This is a genomic window from Pseudomonas sp. B424, from assembly GCF_055408345.1.
Map to the genome: position 1 here is coordinate 140068 of NZ_JBUZTL010000005.1, position 16186 is coordinate 156253.

A 16186-nucleotide genomic window follows, 5' to 3' on the forward strand; every position below is an offset into this window, starting at 1 on the left:
TATCAGTTATTGCCGTCAGTTGCGCTTTCCATTTCTTCGGCTTCAGCCAGTGCAGCAGCTTCTTTCGCGGCCTTGCTCAGTTTTGGCATGACTTTGATTTCTGCCAGTTCAGCGTCAGTCTTTGGCCCCAGCAGCTTCTCGCGCAGCTGCTTCTCTAGCGCGTCCTTGACCTCTGGGTTGTCGTCCAGGAACTTGGCGGAGTTGGCCTTGCCCTGACCGATCTTGCTACCGTTGTAGCTGTACCAGGCACCGGCTTTTTCAACGAAGCCATGCAATACGCCCAGATCGATCATCTCGCCATTCAGGTAGATACCCTTGCCGTACAGGATCTGGAATTCAGCCTGACGGAACGGTGGTGCCACCTTGTTCTTGACCACTTTGACGCGGGTTTCGCTGCCCACCACCACATCGCCTTCTTTCACGGCGCCGGTGCGGCGGATATCCAGACGCACCGAAGCGTAGAACTTCAGCGCGTTACCACCGGTGGTGGTTTCCGGGCTGCCGAACATCACACCGATTTTCATCCGGATCTGGTTGATGAAGATAACCAGGCAGTTGGCATTTTTGATGTTGCCGGTGATTTTACGCAGGGCTTGCGACATCAGACGGGCTTGCAGGCCAACGTGGGTATCACCCATGTCGCCTTCGATTTCAGCTTTTGGCGTAAGTGCAGCCACGGAGTCGATGATGATCACGTCAACTGCATTGGAACGCACCAGCATGTCGGTGATTTCCAGTGCCTGCTCGCCGGTGTCAGGCTGGGAAACCAGCAGGTCATCTACGTTTACACCCAGCTTGGCCGCGTATTCAGGGTCAAGGGCGTGTTCGGCATCGACGAAGGCACAGGTAGCACCAACTTTTTGTGCCTGGGCAATCACGGACAGGGTGAGTGTGGTTTTACCCGAAGACTCTGGACCGTAGATTTCAACAATACGGCCTTTTGGCAGACCGCCAATGCCCAGCGCGATGTCCAGACCCAGCGAACCGGTCGAAATCGCCGGCACTGCCTGACGCTCCTGGTCGCCCATCAGCATCACGGCACCCTTGCCGAATTGACGTTCGATCTGACCCAAGGCCGCAGCCAAGGCTTTCTTCTTGTTGTCGTCCATTAAAGTCCTCTCGTAATCAATAAGGCCTAGCGGCCGATAACTGTATAAGTAGCCAGTATTATTCCACAGGGTTAAACGATCGCCTACCCCTGATTTTTTATTTCTCGTACCGTTCGGCGTATTAAGCCTTCCAGGGCAGCAATCACCGTTTGCTGGCGCACCTCATCGCGGTCACCCGGGAAGTGTCTGCACTCGCTCGATACTTCATCGCCGGCACCCCATGCCAGCCAGACAGTGCCGACCGGCTTTTGCGGCGAACCGCCGCCCGGGCCGGCCACGCCACTCACTGCCACGGCAAATCGCGCCCCGCTTTGGGCTTGCGCACCGCGCACCATCGCCTCGACCACCTCGCGGCTAACCGCTCCAGCCTGCGTGAACAGCCGCTCGGGAACGCCCAGCTGCCTGGTTTTTTGCCGGTTGGAATAGGTCACAAAGCCTGCTTCAAACCAGGCAGAGCTGCCCGCAATACGCGTAATGGCTTCTGCAATACCGCCACCGGTGCAGGACTCTGCCGTTGTCACCTGGGCATTAAGAGCATGCAAATGCTGCCCAAGTTCAGCCGCGAGTTGAGATATAGGGTTCACGGTCCTCTCCTGATGGGACGGGTAAGCGCCATAACCTACACCAAAAAAGCCCGGCCTACGGATCGATCCGCGAGTCGGCGCTTGCGCCATCAACCCCGAGCTTTCTGGCAACCCAGCGCTGATAAAGACTGATGGCCGCATCCGCGCCGGCCAGCGCCGTCAGGCAACCCAGGGCGCCGGCCGCCAGCATGGACATCCCGGCCGAGTACAGCAGCATGAATGTTGAAACACCGCACACCATGCACGCCCCCGAACGCAACGCCAGCCGACGCACCAGCAACCACCCGCTCGCACCGTCCTTGTCCGCCCGCCACATTTCACCAAAAATGCCGCCTACCAAGGCCAGAAGGATGACCAGTAAAACCGGCATTTCCAGCAAAATTTGCGGTTCATTAATCATGTCATCACTCCTGAGTTCTTATTTGATAAGCGCCAATTTCTGGCCCGGCTGTAGCGCCACGTCCCTGCTCAAGCGCCATCGTTGACCGCCATGCAACAAAGACTATGCATGTATGGATATACAGTCAATGCACTGATGCATATATTTATTTGAGCCACCCTTTCAAGCCAGCAAAATGGCCAAAAACAGTGCGAATGATCTTTTTAATGGCGAAAAAAAACCCACTGCTACGTGGGGTTTTCTCAAAAATGGCAGTTAGCGGGCGTACATGCCCCACCAAAAAACATGACCGAGGATCACGAGCTGCTCATCCTCCAGATCGTTGTAGGCGTAATCCTCATCCGGAAATTCATCCCGATTGAAGCTGCGCAAACGGATACCGGCCGCCAGCCTGTACAGCTGCTTGACCCGCAACTGGCCGTTGTGATTGAGCGCATACAAGTCGCCATCGATGACCTCGTCCAGGGTGCGCTTGCCGGCATTGACCCCCACCGTTGCCCCGTCCCGCAACACCGGCAGCATGCTGTCCCCACGCACCGTCACGCACTTGGCGTGATCAAACTCGACACCGTTGTGGCGCAGGCTGCGCTTGCCGAAACGCAGCTTGGCGCGATCGCTTTCCTCAATGGCAAAGCGCCCGGAACCCGCAGCCAGCTCGACCTGGCGCAAGAACGGGATGGACACCTCATCGTCCGCCACCGGCGTATCGTCATCCCACAGGAAAATGTCGCGCAGCTCAGGGTGACGGTGCTCGGTTTCAGGCGCTGCGGGCGCACGAACGTCATCCCGGCCGCGCAAGCGATCGGTACTGATGTTGAAGTACTCGGCGATCCTGGAGATATGTCTGTCGGAAGGATCGACAATTTTGCCGCTCAGGATGCGCGAGAGGGTGGGCTGCGGCACCCCGGTGCTCCGGTGCAGCGCCATGGCGCTGATCTTGTGGCGCACAAGCAGCTCTTTGAGGACGGTTGAAACAGTTCGTTTGGACATGGCGGGAATAGTGCTGGCCGTGTTTATCGATGGCAAATGCTATTTCTTCTATTTATAGCAACGCGTCAGCACAAGGGGCTGACATGTTAACCTTGCGTCCATTGCGAAAACCTCAGGCCGCGCGCCTGCCTTCTCCCCACTTATAAACGAATCCGCCCAAGTCCTGATGAGCAAAAATACCTCCGACCTGTCCTCACACACGCCGATGATGCAACAGTACTGGCGCCTGAAGAACCAGCACCCTGATCAGCTGATGTTCTATCGCATGGGCGATTTCTACGAGATCTTCTACGAAGACGCGAAGAAAGCCGCCAAGTTGCTGGATATCACGCTCACGGCACGTGGGCAGTCTGCAGGGCAGGCGATCCCGATGTGCGGGATTCCTTACCATGCGGCTGAAGGGTATCTGGCCAAGCTGGTAAAGCTTGGCGAGTCGGTGGTGATTTGCGAACAGGTCGGCGATCCGGCAACCAGCAAAGGCCCGGTTGACCGCCAGGTAGTGCGCATCATCACCCCGGGTACGGTCAGTGACGAGGCGTTGATGGATGAGCGCCGCGACAACCTGATTGCCGCCGTGCTGGGGGACGAACGCCTGTTTGGCCTGGCCGTTCTGGACATTACCAGCGGCAACTTCTCGGTACTTGAAATCAAGGGCTGGGAAAACCTGCTGGCCGAACTGGAGCGCATCAACCCGGTCGAGCTGATGATCCCGGATGACTGGCCACAAGGCCTGCCCGCCGAAAAACGCCGTGGCGTTCGTCGTCGTGCGCCGTGGGACTTTGAGCGCGACTCGGCCCTGAAAAGCCTGTGCCAGCAGTTCTCGACCCAAGACCTTAAAGGCTTCGGCTGCGAAAACCTGACCCTGGCCATTGGCGCCGCCGGCTGCCTGCTCAGCTACGCCAAGGAAACCCAGCGTACCGCCCTGCCCCATTTACGCAGCCTGCGCCATGAGCGCCTGGACGACACCGTGGTGCTTGACGGCGCCAGCCGACGTAACCTGGAGCTGGACACCAACCTGGCCGGCGGTCGCGACAACACCTTGCAATCAGTGGTCGACCGTTGCCAGACATCAATGGGCAGCCGCTTGCTGACCCGCTGGTTGAACCGTCCGCTGCGCGACTTGAGCGTCCTGCTGGCCCGCCAGTCGTCGATCACCTGTTTGCTGGACGGCTATCGCTTCGAAAAACTGCAGCCACAGCTCAAGGAAATCGGCGATCTGGAGCGGATTCTGGCCCGTATCGGCCTGCGTAATGCCCGCCCCCGCGACCTGGCACGCCTGCGAGATGCCTTGAACGCGCTACCCGAACTGCAAGACGCGATGATCGGGCTCGAAGCACCGCACCTGCAGCAACTGGCCACACTCACCAGCACCTACCCCGAGCTGGCGGCCCTGCTGGAAAAAGCCATCAACGACAACCCGCCCGCAGTGATCCGTGATGGTGGCGTGCTGAAGACCGGCTATGACGCAGAACTCGATGAGTTGCAGTCGCTGAGCGAAAACGCCGGTCAGTTCCTGATCGATCTGGAAGCCCGCGAAAAAGCCCGCACCGGCCTGGCCAACCTCAAGGTCGGTTACAACCGGGTGCACGGTTACTTTATCGAGCTGCCGAGCAAGCAGGCTGAGCAGGCACCGGCTGATTACATCCGCCGCCAAACGCTCAAAGGCGCCGAGCGCTTTATCACCCCGGAGCTCAAGGCCTTCGAGGATAAAGCCCTGTCGGCCAAAAGCCGGGCCCTGGCCCGCGAGAAGATGCTTTACGAAGCCCTGCTCGAAGAAATGATCGGCCACCTGGCGCCGTTGCAAGACACCGCCGCCGCACTGGCCGAGCTGGATGTGCTGAGCAATCTGGCCGAGCGTGCCCTGAATCTGGACCTGAACTGCCCGCGTTTTGTTGACGAACCGTGCATGCGCATCAGCCAGGGTCGCCACCCGGTGGTCGAGCAAGTACTGACCACCCCGTTTGTGGCGAACGACCTGGCGCTGGATGACAACACCCGCATGCTGGTGATCACAGGTCCTAACATGGGCGGTAAATCGACCTACATGCGCCAAACCGCATTGATCGTATTGCTGGCGCATATTGGCAGTTTTGTGCCGGCGGCCAGCTGTGAGCTGTCGCTGGTTGACCGCATCTTCACCCGGATCGGCTCCAGCGATGATCTGGCGGGCGGGCGCTCGACCTTCATGGTCGAAATGAGCGAAACCGCCAATATTCTGCACAACGCCACCGATCGCAGCCTGGTACTGATGGATGAAGTGGGTCGCGGCACCAGCACCTTCGACGGTTTGTCGCTGGCCTGGGCTGCGGCAGAACGTCTCGCTCAATTGCGCGCCTATACTTTGTTTGCAACGCACTACTTCGAATTGACGGTATTGCCCGAAAACGAGCCGCTGGTTGCCAACGTGCACTTGAGCGCCACTGAACACAACGAGCGCATCGTGTTCCTGCACCATGTATTGCCTGGCCCGGCGAGCCAGAGCTATGGCTTGGCCGTGGCCCAGCTGGCGGGGGTTCCAGCCAATGTGATCACCCGGGCCCGCGAGCATTTGAGCCGCCTGGAAACCACCAGCCTGCCCCACGAAGTACCGCGACCGGCACCGGGCAAGAAGGCTGCACCACAGCAAAGCGACATGTTTGCCAGCCTGCCTCACCCGGTGCTGGATGACCTGTCCAAGCTTGATCTGGACAATATGACGCCACGTAAAGCGCTTGATTTGCTCTACACATTAAAGACACGCCTGTAAAAGCTGCTAGAATCGCGCGCGGTTCGGGATGCTACTGGCCTTTTAGCCTGGCCTGTAGATATCACTCCCGAACCCGGCGAACCCGACCTGGAAGGGCTTCGCTGCCGCCGCCTGAGGAGAGAATTAGAAATGACCTTCGTCGTCACCGACAACTGCATCAAGTGCAAGTACACCGACTGCGTAGAAGTCTGTCCGGTGGACTGCTTTTACGAAGGCCCGAACTTCCTGGTGATTCACCCGGATGAGTGCATTGACTGCGCGCTTTGTGAGCCGGAATGCCCTGCACAGGCGATCTTCTCTGAAGATGAAGTGCCTGCGGACATGCAAGAGTTTATTCAGTTGAATGTTGAGCTGGCTGAAATCTGGCCAAACATCACTGAGAAGAAAGACGCTCTGCCGGACGCGGAAGAGTTTGATGGCGTGAAAGGCAAGATCAAAGATCTGGAACGCTGATTCACGCTGCAGCAAAAAGCCCCGTCTCCTGAGAGCCGGGGCTTTTTGCGTTTCAGGACACTGCACTTGTGGGAGCGGGCTTGCTCGCAATGGCATCAACTCAGCTGATCAGGCAGACCGCGCCGCCTGCATCGCGCGCAAGCCCGATCCCACAGAGGTTTCAGCCGCTGATTTCACAGCCGGTGGCCGCTTTCAGCTCTTCAAGGCTGACGCCCGCTGCCAGCTCAACCAGCTTGAGCCCCTGCTCGGTCACGTCCAGCACCGCCAGATCGGTGATGATCCGATCAACCACACCCACACCGGTCAGTGGCAAGTCACACTGCTTGAGCAGCTTATGGGTACCGCCTTTGGCGGTGTGCTCCATCAGCACCACCACGCGCTTGACCCCGGCCACCAGGTCCATAGCGCCACCCATGCCCTTGACCATCTTGCCCGGGATCATCCAGTTGGCCAGGTCGCCCTTCTCGGAAACCTGCATGGCACCAAGGATCGACAGGTTGATATGACCGCCACGGATCATCGCGAACGAGTCGGCGCTGTTGAAAAAACTGCTGCCAGGCAAAGTGGTAATGGTCTGCTTACCGGCGTTGATCAGATCCGCATCGACTTCATTTTCCGTCGGAAACGGGCCAATACCGAGCAGGCCGTTTTCACTTTGCAGCCACACATCCATGCCTTCTGGAATGTAATTGGCTACCAGAGTCGGCAAGCCAATGCCGAGGTTGACGTAAAAACCGTCCTGCAGTTCTTGGGCGGCGCGGTGCGCCATTTCTTCTCGAGTCCAGGCCATGGTCAGGCGCTCCGCACGGTGCGTTGTTCGATGCGTTTTTCCGGGGTGGCGTTGAGTACCAGCCGCTGTACGTAAATCCCGGGCAAATGAACCTGATCAGGCTCGATTTCGCCGATCTCGACGATTTCTTCCACTTCCACCACACAGATCCTGGCCGCCATGGCCGCCAGCGGGTTGAAGTTGCGTGCGGTTTTGTTGAACAGCAGGTTGCCGGACTTATCGGCTTTCCAGGCCTTGACCAGCGCCACATCGGCGCGCAGTGAGCGCTCCATGACGTACCACTCGCCATCGAACTCGCGGGTCTCCTTACCTTCAGCCACCAACGTGCCGTAACCGGTCTTGGTGTAAAACGCGGGAATGCCCGCCCCGCCCGCCCGCAGTTTTTCCGCGAGGGTGCCCTGGGGGGTGAACTCCAGCTCAAGCTCGCCGGCCAGGTACTGGCGCTCGAACTCTTTGTTCTCGCCCACGTAGGAAGAAATCATTTTGCGGATCTGACGCGTCGTCAGCAGTTGCCCCAAGCCGAAACCGTCAACCCCGGCGTTGTTACTGATCACCGTCAGCTCGCGCTTGCCGGTATCACGCAAGGCCGCAATCAGCGCCTCCGGAATCCCGCACAACCCAAAACCGCCCACCGCCAGGGTCATGCCGTCTTCGATCAGCCCCTGCAAGGCAGATTCAGCACTCGAGTAAATCTTGTTCACTTGTTAGTCCTCGAATTCTCCGCGACACACAACACCATCGCGGTCTGTTTGCTTTAGTCGAAAGAGGACAAATGTCTTGGCAGTCGCCCGCTCCCCGATTTTGGCCGCTCTGGTCATGCCAGAGCCTTGCTCAAGTGTAGGGGAAGCAAACGCAGGAGAGATTGATTGAGAAAAATAACGAAGAAAGATGCTCCATGTCAGCAGCTCAATACCTCCCTTGGCTTAGGCTGATTAACCAAAGGTTGTAGGAGGCTTCACGAAACGATAACAATTTAGCTACAAAATACTTAGCTCGCTAACTTTAAACCCGCTTACCAGACGTATATAAAGGCCGTCGGGCATCGAATGGCCAAGAAGGCAAAATCTTCACTCGCCTTATCCCTTGAGCCTACTAGACTCCCTTTCGAATATCGCCGCGGATTAGCAGCGCAGGGCTGAATCGCAACATGTCCAGCCCCGTATCGACCCAGGACTCAGCCTCCTTGAAAAGCTCGAAAGTATTGGGAACCAGCAGCCATTGCCCGAGTATTCCGTCGATATAGGCGTGCAAGGATATAGCGGCCCGGCGAACGTCAAGCGTCTCGGGGAGCTGTTGACGATGTATGGCATTGCTCAGGGCAAGCTCGATCCTGTTGTTGCAATCGACCATCGCAACCTGGCGCTGAGCCCGTAAATCACACATTTCGTCAGTGAATTCGCACTTATGAAACAAAATTTCATTGATACGCCGGGTTTTTGGATCAATGGCAACCTGGCGGAACAAGTGAATCAACAGTTGGCGCATGCAGCCGAGCGGATCAACCTCGTTCTCACTTTCACTGGCTTTGGCCATTTCATCCAACGGCTCATGCAGGCTGTCGAGCATGGCTTGAACCAGCTCGGCCTTGTTGCTGAAGTGCCAGTAAATTGCACCACGGGTGACACCCGCCAACGCGGCAATATCAGCCAGAGTCGTGCGCGCAACACCCCGCTCATAAAAGGCCTGTTCAGCTGCTTCGAGGATTTTGCTCCGTGTCTCAAGAGCTTCTTCTTTGGTACGACGCGCCATGGCAATAAAAACCTCAATCAGGAGGATTCGGGCAACTTCGGTCACACGCCCGGATCAACATCGGGTGGCGTTTGTTATGCCTTATCCCGGCCTACTACATGCTTAAAAAAGGGCTCTGCAGTTCGTGGCGAGACATGCCCTCGCTATTTACAAACATACACGAATGTAAGTATATTCCTTAGCAAGCTTTTTATCCACCCGGAACAGCTTTCTTTACCCTTCCACTATTCTTGTGCGCTTTCGCGTGCCTGACCCGAGGATCTTCATGCAATTCAAGCCAGCTGTTACCGCTCTGGTTGCTGCCATCGCCCTAGCTTCGCTGCTCAGCGGATGCAAAAAGGAAGAGGCAGCACCTGCCCCGCAAATCCCTCAGGTCGGCGTCGTGACGCTGAAAACCCAGCCTTTCACCTTAACGACCGACCTTCCAGGTCGCACCGCGTCTTACCGCTCTGCGGAAGTTCGCCCACAGGTAAACGGCATTATTCTCAAGCGTCTGTTCAAAGAAGGCAGCGATGTCAAAATTGGCCAGCAGCTGTACCAGATCGACCCGGCTATCTATGAAAGTGCCGTACTGAGTGCACGCGCCACACTGCAATCGGCCAAATCCCTGGCTGATCGCTACAAGCAACTGGTCGCAGAGCAAGCCGTAAGCCGTCAGGAATACGACAACGCCGAGTCCGCACGCCTTGAAGCCGAAGCCGCACTGAACACCGCTCAGGTCAACCTGCGTTACACCAAGGTTCTGGCACCGCTGACCGGCCGCATTGGTCGTTCGCTGTTCACTGAAGGCGCACTGGTAACCAGTGGCCAGGCGAACGCATTGGCCGTGATCACCCAACTGGACCCGATCTACGTTGACGTGACCCAGTCCTCGGTAGAAATGCTCGAGCTGCGCCGCGATCTGGCTGATGGCCGCTTGAAGAAAGCCGGTGAAAACGCCGCCAAGGTCAAGCTGACCCTGCCCGATGGCAGTGAGTACGCACAGGAAGGCCGCCTGGAATTCTCCGAAGTGTCGGTTGATGAAACCACCGGTTCCGTAACCTTGCGCGCTGTGTTCCCGAACCCGGACGAGATCCTGTTGCCTGGCATGTTTGTTCACGCACAACTGGAAGCGGGTATCGACAGCAATGCGATCCTGGCCCCTCAAATTGGCGTGACTCACAACCTCAAGGGCCAACCAACAGCCTTGATCGTGGGCCCGGACAACAAGGTTGAGCTGCGAGTGCTTCAGGCTTCGCGCACCGTGGGCAGCAACTGGCTGGTAGAGAAAGGCCTGAATGCCGGCGATCGTCTGATTACAGACGGCCTGCAGTTCATCAAACCTGGTGTTGAAGTGAAAATCATGGAGCCCGCAACCCCGGCATCTGCCCCGGCAACAGACAAAGCTGCAGGCAGTAAAGGGGAGTAAACCATGTCGAAATTTTTTATCGACCGTCCAATCTTTGCCTGGGTAATAGCCCTGGTAATCATGCTGGTCGGGGCTCTATCGATCCTCAAACTTCCGATCAACCAGTACCCGAGCATCGCGCCACCGGCCATCTCGATTTCTGTGACCTACCCGGGCGCTTCGGCGCAAACCGTGCAGGACACCGTGGTCCAGGTGATCGAGCAGCAGCTCAACGGCATTGACCACTTGCGTTATGTGTCCTCGGAAAGTAACTCCGACGGCAGCATGAGCATCACCGCCACGTTCGAGCAAGGCACAGACCCTGACACCGCTCAGGTTCAGGTGCAGAACAAGCTCAACCTGGCGACCCCCCTGCTGCCGCAAGAAGTTCAGCAGCAAGGTATCCGCGTAACCAAGGCAGTGAAAAACTTCCTGATGGTTATCGGCGTGGTGTCTGATAACGGCAGCATGAACAAGGACGACCTGTCGAACTACATCGTCTCCAACATGCAGGACCCGATCTCCCGTACTGAAGGTGTGGGCGACTTCCAGGTGTTCGGTGCCCAGTACGCCATGCGTATCTGGCTCGACCCGGTCAAGCTGAACAAGTACAACCTGACCCCGGTAGATGTTAAATCCGCCATTTCTGCACAGAACGTACAGGTGTCCTCCGGGCAACTGGGCGGCCTGCCTGCCGTCCAGGGTCAGGAGCTGAACGCGACCATCATTGGTAAAACCCGTCTGCAAACCGCAGAAGAGTTCAAAAAGATCCTGCTCAAGGTCAACACCGACGGCTCCCAGGTCCGCCTGAGCGATGTCGCCGATGTGGCTCTGGGTGGTGAAAACTACAGCGTCAGCGCGCAATTCAACGGCAAGCCGGCTTCAGGTATTGCAATCAAGCTGGCCCCGGGCTCCAACGCCCTGGACACGGCAAAAGCATTGCGTGAAACCATCAACGGCCTGGAACCCTTCTTCCCTGAAGGCATGAAAGTCGTTTACCCATACGACACCACGCCAGTGGTTTCGGCATCGATCGAAGGTGTAGTTCATACGCTGGTTGAAGCCGTTGTACTGGTATTCCTGGTGATGTTCCTGTTCCTGCAGAACTTCCGTGCCACCATCATCACCACGATGACAGTGCCGGTGGTATTGCTCGGTACCTTCGGGATCCTGGCGGCCGCAGGCTTCAGCATTAACACCCTGACCATGTTCGGTATGGTTCTGGCCATCGGCTTGCTGGTGGACGATGCCATCGTTGTGGTTGAGAACGTTGAGCGGGTGATGTCCGAGGAAGGACTGCCACCTAAAGAAGCCACCAAGAAATCCATGGAGCAGATTCAGGGCGCCCTGGTGGGTATTGCCCTGGTGCTGTCGGCGGTTCTGCTGCCAATGGCCTTCTTCAGCGGTTCCACCGGTGTGATTTACAAACAGTTCTCGATCACTATCGTTTCGGCGATGGCCCTGTCGGTAGTGGTTGCCCTGATCTTCACGCCGGCCCTGTGCGCCACCATGCTCAAGCCCATCCAGAAGGGTGATCACGGCGAGAACAAGCGCGGGTTCTTCGGCTGGTTCAACCGTACCTTCGACAGTGGCGTCAAACGCTACGAAAAAGGTGTCGGCAGCATCCTGCGTAACAAGGTGCCGTACTTCCTGGCTTACGTGCTGATTGTGGTCGGCATGGTGTTCCTGTTTACCCGTATCCCTACCTCCTTCCTTCCGGAAGAAGACCAGGGCGTACTGTTTGCACAGGTTCAAACTCCCGCGGGCACCACTGCAGAGCGCACTCAGCAGGTGGTCGACAGGATGCGCGAATACCTGCTGACCGAAGAATCAGGCGCTGTGTCTTCGGTGTTTACCGTGAACGGCTTCAACTTTGCCGGTCGCGGCCAGAGCTCTGGCCTGGCGTTCATCATGCTCAAGCCATGGGGCGAACGAGATGCGGACAACAGCGTGTTTGCGCTGGCCGCACGGGCGCAGAAAGTGTTCTCCAGCTACCGCGATGCAATGGTCTTCGCCTTTGCCCCGCCTGCCGTAATGGAGCTGGGTAACGCCACCGGTTTTGACGTTTACCTGCAAGACCGCTCCGGTATCGGTCACGAGAAGCTGATGGCCGCCCGTAACCAGTTCCTGGGGATGGCCGCTCAAAGCAAGATCCTGGCGGGCGTACGTCCGAACGGTCTGAACGATGAACCGCAGTACAAACTGCTGATTGACGATGAAGCTGCTCGCGCCCTGGGCGTCAGCATTTCGGACATCAACAACACCCTGTCCATCGGACTGGGTGCCAGCTATGTCAACGACTTCATCGACCACGGTCGGGTCAAAAAGGTTTTCCTGCAAGGCGAAGCTGACTCGCGGATGAACCCCGAAGACCTGAAGAAGTGGTATGTGCGCAACGACGAAGGAACCATGGTGCCGTTCTCGGCCTTCGCCAAGGGCGAATGGATCTATGGCCCACCCAAACTGTCGCGTTACAACGGCGTAGAAGCCATGGAAATCCTCGGCGCTCCGGCACCGGGCTACACCAGCGGTCAAGCCATGGCTGAAGTCGAAGCCCTGGCCAAGAAACTGCCTGCGGGTGTGGGTATTTCCTGGACAGGTCTGTCTTACGAGGAGCGCCTGTCAGGTTCGCAAGCACCTGCCCTGTACGCAATTTCCTTGCTGATGGTTTTCCTCTGCCTTGCAGCTCTGTACGAAAGCTGGTCGATCCCGATTGCGGTGATGCTGGTTGTTCCGCTGGGGATTATCGGTGCGCTTATGGCCACCAGCCTGCGGGGGTTGTCCAACGACGTGTACTTCCAGGTGGGCTTGTTGACGACCATCGGTCTGGCATCGAAAAACGCCATTCTGATCGTCGAGTTCGCCAAAGAACTGCATGAACAGGGACGAAGTCTGGCCGATGCAGCGATCGAGGCGTGCCGCATGCGTCTGCGTCCGATCATCATGACCTCGCTGGCGTTTGTACTGGGTGTTGTTCCGCTGGCCATCTCCACGGGTGCAGGCTCGGGTAGCCAGCATGCTATTGGTACGGGTGTAATCGGTGGCATGATCACCGCAACCGTATTGGCCGTGTTCTGGGTACCGCTGTTCTTTGTGGCCGTATCCTCCTTTGGTCGCGGCAAGGACAAGGACTCAGAGAAAAAAGTGGACCTGACTAAAACTCCAAATCAAGAGGCTGGCCAATGAGCAAGTCGCTTCTCGCAGTAGCTGTCGCCGCGTTTACGCTGGGCGGCTGCTCACTGATCCCCGACTACCAGCGCCCTGAAGCGCCGGTAGCGGCGCAGTACCCGCAAGGCCCGGCCTACTCCCCAACCGAGGCGGCCAACAAGGCCGCTGCAGAACAAGGCTGGCGTCAGTTTTTCCAGGATCCGGCCCTGCAGCAGCTTATTCAGACAGCTCTGATCAACAACCGCGACTTGCGTGTCGCGGCGCTGAACATCGACGCCTATGCCGCGCAGTACCGCATTCAACGGGCCGATCTGTTCCCGGCGGTTTCAGCCAATGGCAGCGGTAGCCGTCAGCGCACACCGGCGAGCATGTCGCAAACCGGCGAGTCAGGCATTACCAGTTCGTATTCGGCGACCCTCGGGGTCAGCGCGTATGAGCTGGACCTGTTCGGCCGCGTTCGCAGCCTGAGCGACCAGGCGCTGCAGAACTACTTTGCAACCGAAGAAGCCCGACGCAGCACCCAGATCAGTCTGGTGGCCAGTGTCGCCAATGCTTACATGACCTGGCAGGCTGACAAAGAGCTGCTCAAGCTGACCGAAGACACCCTCAAGACGTTCGATGAGAGCTACAAGCTCACCTTGCGCAGCAATGAAGTGGGTGTGGCCTCGGCTCTGGACGTGAGCCAGTCGCGTACCTCGGTGGAAAATGCCAAGGTCCAGCTGGCCAGGTACACCCGCCAGGTGGCTCAAGACCAGAACAGCCTCGCGCTGTTGCTCGGCACCACCATCCCGGACAACCTGCCGGCGGCCAAACCGCTGGCGGCCGACCTGTTGAACGAAGTACCGGCGGGCTTGCCGTCGGACTTGCTGCAACGTCGTCCGGACATCCTGGAAGCCGAGCACAAATTGTTGGCCGCTAACGCCAACATCGGCGCCGCGCGGGCTGCGTTCTTCCCGAGCATCAGCCTCACGGCCAATGCCGGGACCTTGAGCCCTGACCTGTCAGGCTTGTTCAAGGGCGGTTCGGGCACCTGGCTGTTCTCGCCGCAAATCAACCTGCCGATCTTTAACGCAGGGGCTTTGCGCGCCAGCCTGGACTACTCGAAAATCCAGAAAGACATCACCGTTTCTCAGTACGAGAAAACGATCCAGACCGCATTCCAGGAAGTCTCCGACGGCCTGGCAGCACGTCAGACCTACAACCAGCAGTTGCAGGCACAAACCGATTTCGTCAACGCCAACCAGGATTACTACCGGTTAGCCGAGCGTCGTTACCGGATTGGCATCGACAGCAACCTGACCTTCCTCGATGCCCAGCGCTCGTTGTTCAGCGCGCAGCAATCGTTGATCACCGACCGGCTTTCGCAGTTGACCAGCGAAGTCACGCTGTACAAGGCGCTGGGTGGCGGCTGGTTTGAGCAGTCCGGGCAAAACCGCCCTGTTGCGGATCAGCCTCCAAAGGCCTGATGCACACCGGTTAAACAACAAACCCGCCTTTTGGCGGGTTTGTTGTTTAGGAGCCCGCGGGAGCGGGCTTGCTCGCGATGGCCTCACCCCGGCTTGCCTGACAGACCGTGTCGCCTGCATCGCAAGCAAGACCGCTCTCACATTTGTCGATTACACCCGCGACTCAACCCCCAATTCATCCCACACCGACTCCGCCAGATGGAAGGTCGCATTGGCCGCCGGAATGCCACAGTAGATGGCGCTCTGCATGATCACTTCCTTGATCTCGACACGGCTCACACCATTATTGGCCGCTGCTCGCAGATGCAGCTTCAGCTCTTCATTGCGGTTCATGCCGATCAGCATCGCAATGGTAATCAGGCTGCGGGTATGACGCGGCAACCCGGGGCGGGTCCAGATATCACCCCAGGCATGACGGGTGATCATTTCCTGAAATTCACTGTTGAACTCAGTCAGGGCATTGAGGCTGCGATCGACATGGGCATCGCCCAACACTGCGCGGCGCACATTCATGCCTTCGTCGTAACGTTGTTTCTCGTCCATAAAAGCTCCTTAGGCCGCTAACAGAAATTCCAGTACGCGCTGGCTGAAGGCATCACCGGCCTGCACGTTGGACAGGTGCGCGGCGTGGAACTCGGCGTATTGCGCACCACGCACATGCTCCTGGATGAAATGGCTGCCGGCCGGTGGCGTGACCGCATCCTCAGTGCCGGCTATCACCAGCATGGGCACGGCGATAGCGTCCAGTTGCTCGCGAAAATCCGCATCGCGCACTGCCGCGCAGTTGGCGGCGTAGCCTTGGGGCGAGGTGGCCGCCAGCATGTCGGTAATGCGTCTGGCCTGTTGCGGGTTGGCCTCGGCATAGTCCGGGGTAAACCAGCGGGCAATCGATGCATCGCGTAACCCGGCCATCGCCACCGCGCCATCGCGCAGCACCATTTCAATACGCGGGTTCCACACCGAAGGCTCGCCAATCCTGGCCGCGGTATTGCACACCACCAGCTTGTGCAGGCGAGAACCGGCATTGATCCCCAACCATTGGCCAATCAAACCGCCCATCGATAGCCCGCAAAAATGCGCCCGATCGATATGCAGCGCATCCAGCAGCGCCAGCACGTCACCGCCCAACTGTTCAATACTGTACGGGCCCTCGGTCACCAGCGACTGGCCATGGCCCCGGGTGTCGTAACGCAATACCTGGAAATGCTCGGCGAACGCAGGGATCTGCGTATCCCACATTCCCAGGTCAGTGCCCAGCGAGTTGGACAACACCAGCACAGGCGCACCCTGCGGGCCGTCCAGCCGGTAATTGAGTTCACCTTCAACAAGTTGTACACGTCCCAC

14 protein-coding genes are annotated in these 16186 nt (G+C 58.0%); 5 read left to right on the forward strand and 9 right to left on the reverse strand.

Annotated elements, in window-relative coordinates; genetic code table 11:
* Positions 1-2: 2 nt before the first annotated feature.
* The 4 genes from recA to ACZRMS_RS08830 form a co-directional block, all read right to left on the reverse strand.
* A complete protein-coding gene (gene recA / locus ACZRMS_RS08815) occupies positions 3-1109 on the reverse strand; it encodes a recombinase RecA (RefSeq protein ID WP_463995004.1) in 1107 nt (368 codons plus the stop codon).
* A gap of 83 nt (positions 1110-1192) precedes the next feature.
* A complete protein-coding gene (locus ACZRMS_RS08820) occupies positions 1193-1693 on the reverse strand; it encodes a CinA family protein (protein ID WP_463995005.1) in 501 nt (166 codons plus the stop codon).
* Between the two features lie 55 nt (positions 1694-1748).
* Positions 1749-2093 carry a phage holin family protein gene (locus tag ACZRMS_RS08825; protein WP_463995006.1) on the reverse strand — a complete coding sequence of 115 codons (345 nt, stop codon included), beginning with the start codon at positions 2091-2093 and terminating at the stop codon, positions 1749-1751.
* Between the two features lie 255 nt (positions 2094-2348).
* Positions 2349-3092, reverse strand: a complete 744-nt coding sequence (locus tag ACZRMS_RS08830) for an XRE family transcriptional regulator (RefSeq protein WP_463995078.1) — start codon at positions 3090-3092, stop codon at positions 2349-2351.
* Between the two features lie 157 nt (positions 3093-3249).
* On the opposite strand from ACZRMS_RS08830, the gene mutS reads away from it, so the two are divergent.
* Positions 3250-5829 (forward strand): DNA mismatch repair protein MutS, encoded by a 2580-nt coding sequence (gene mutS, locus ACZRMS_RS08835; RefSeq protein WP_463995007.1) that lies wholly within the window; start codon positions 3250-3252, stop codon positions 5827-5829.
* Positions 5830-5958: 129 nt separating this feature from the next.
* Positions 5959-6282, forward strand: coding sequence for a ferredoxin FdxA (gene fdxA / locus ACZRMS_RS08840; protein ID WP_003443045.1), 324 nt, complete (start codon positions 5959-5961; stop codon positions 6280-6282).
* Positions 6283-6442: 160 nt separating this feature from the next.
* Here the strand turns inward: fdxA and ACZRMS_RS08845 are convergent, their stop codons facing one another.
* The 3 genes from ACZRMS_RS08845 to ACZRMS_RS08855 all read right to left on the reverse strand — a co-directional run bounded on the left by ACZRMS_RS08845 (position 6443) and on the right by ACZRMS_RS08855 (position 8821).
* Entirely contained in the window at positions 6443-7072 is a 630-nt protein-coding gene (locus ACZRMS_RS08845; protein ID WP_048358965.1) for a CoA transferase subunit B, read from the reverse strand.
* A gap of 2 nt (positions 7073-7074) precedes the next feature.
* On the reverse strand, positions 7075-7773 hold the full coding sequence (locus tag ACZRMS_RS08850; RefSeq protein WP_048358966.1) for a CoA transferase subunit A: 699 nt from the start codon (positions 7771-7773) through the stop codon (positions 7075-7077).
* A gap of 391 nt (positions 7774-8164) precedes the next feature.
* A complete protein-coding gene (locus tag ACZRMS_RS08855; protein WP_048359521.1) occupies positions 8165-8821 on the reverse strand; it encodes a TetR family transcriptional regulator in 657 nt (218 codons plus the stop codon).
* A 265-nt stretch (positions 8822-9086) separates the two neighbouring features.
* On the opposite strand from ACZRMS_RS08855, the gene ACZRMS_RS08860 reads away from it, so the two are divergent.
* From ACZRMS_RS08860 to ACZRMS_RS08870, 3 genes are read left to right on the forward strand one after another with little or no spacing between them, the layout of a single operon-like run.
* Entirely contained in the window at positions 9087-10229 is a 1143-nt protein-coding gene (locus ACZRMS_RS08860) for an efflux RND transporter periplasmic adaptor subunit (protein WP_463995008.1), read from the forward strand.
* Between the two features lie 3 nt (positions 10230-10232).
* Positions 10233-13394, forward strand: coding sequence for an efflux RND transporter permease subunit (locus tag ACZRMS_RS08865; RefSeq protein WP_463995009.1), 3162 nt, complete (start codon positions 10233-10235; stop codon positions 13392-13394).
* Positions 13391-14842 carry an AdeC/AdeK/OprM family multidrug efflux complex outer membrane factor gene (locus tag ACZRMS_RS08870; protein WP_463995010.1) on the forward strand — a complete coding sequence of 484 codons (1452 nt, stop codon included), beginning with the start codon at positions 13391-13393 and terminating at the stop codon, positions 14840-14842. Before ACZRMS_RS08865 ends, ACZRMS_RS08870 begins: the two co-directional genes overlap by 4 nt.
* Before the next feature lie 150 nt (positions 14843-14992).
* Here the strand turns inward: ACZRMS_RS08870 and pcaC are convergent, their stop codons facing one another.
* On the reverse strand, positions 14993-15385 hold the full coding sequence (pcaC, locus tag ACZRMS_RS08875) for a 4-carboxymuconolactone decarboxylase (protein WP_463995011.1): 393 nt from the start codon (positions 15383-15385) through the stop codon (positions 14993-14995).
* A gap of 9 nt (positions 15386-15394) precedes the next feature.
* Positions 15395-16186: a 3-oxoadipate enol-lactonase gene (pcaD, locus tag ACZRMS_RS08880; protein ID WP_463995012.1), complete on the reverse strand. Its 792-nt coding sequence runs from the start codon at positions 16184-16186 to the stop codon at positions 15395-15397.

What these genes read in the sequence shown, in the direction of transcription:
- recA (WP_463995004.1), bottom strand. Translation starts at nt 1,109, where the DNA reads ATGGACGACAACAAGAAGAAAGCCTTGGCTGCGGCCTTGGGTCAGATC.
- ACZRMS_RS08825 (WP_463995006.1), bottom strand. Translation starts at nt 2,093, where the DNA reads ATGATTAATGAACCGCAAATTTTGCTGGAAATGCCGGTTTTACTGGTC.
- mutS (WP_463995007.1), top strand. Translation starts at nt 3,250, where the DNA reads ATGAGCAAAAATACCTCCGACCTGTCCTCACACACGCCGATGATGCAA.
- fdxA (WP_003443045.1), top strand. Translation starts at nt 5,959, where the DNA reads ATGACCTTCGTCGTCACCGACAACTGCATCAAGTGCAAGTACACCGAC.
- ACZRMS_RS08845 (WP_048358965.1), bottom strand. Translation starts at nt 7,072, where the DNA reads ATGGCCTGGACTCGAGAAGAAATGGCGCACCGCGCCGCCCAAGAACTG.
- ACZRMS_RS08855 (WP_048359521.1), bottom strand. Translation starts at nt 8,821, where the DNA reads ATGGCGCGTCGTACCAAAGAAGAAGCTCTTGAGACACGGAGCAAAATC.
- ACZRMS_RS08860 (WP_463995008.1), top strand. Translation starts at nt 9,087, where the DNA reads ATGCAATTCAAGCCAGCTGTTACCGCTCTGGTTGCTGCCATCGCCCTA.
- ACZRMS_RS08865 (WP_463995009.1), top strand. Translation starts at nt 10,233, where the DNA reads ATGTCGAAATTTTTTATCGACCGTCCAATCTTTGCCTGGGTAATAGCC.
- ACZRMS_RS08870 (WP_463995010.1), top strand. Translation starts at nt 13,391, where the DNA reads ATGAGCAAGTCGCTTCTCGCAGTAGCTGTCGCCGCGTTTACGCTGGGC.
- pcaC (WP_463995011.1), bottom strand. Translation starts at nt 15,385, where the DNA reads ATGGACGAGAAACAACGTTACGACGAAGGCATGAATGTGCGCCGCGCA.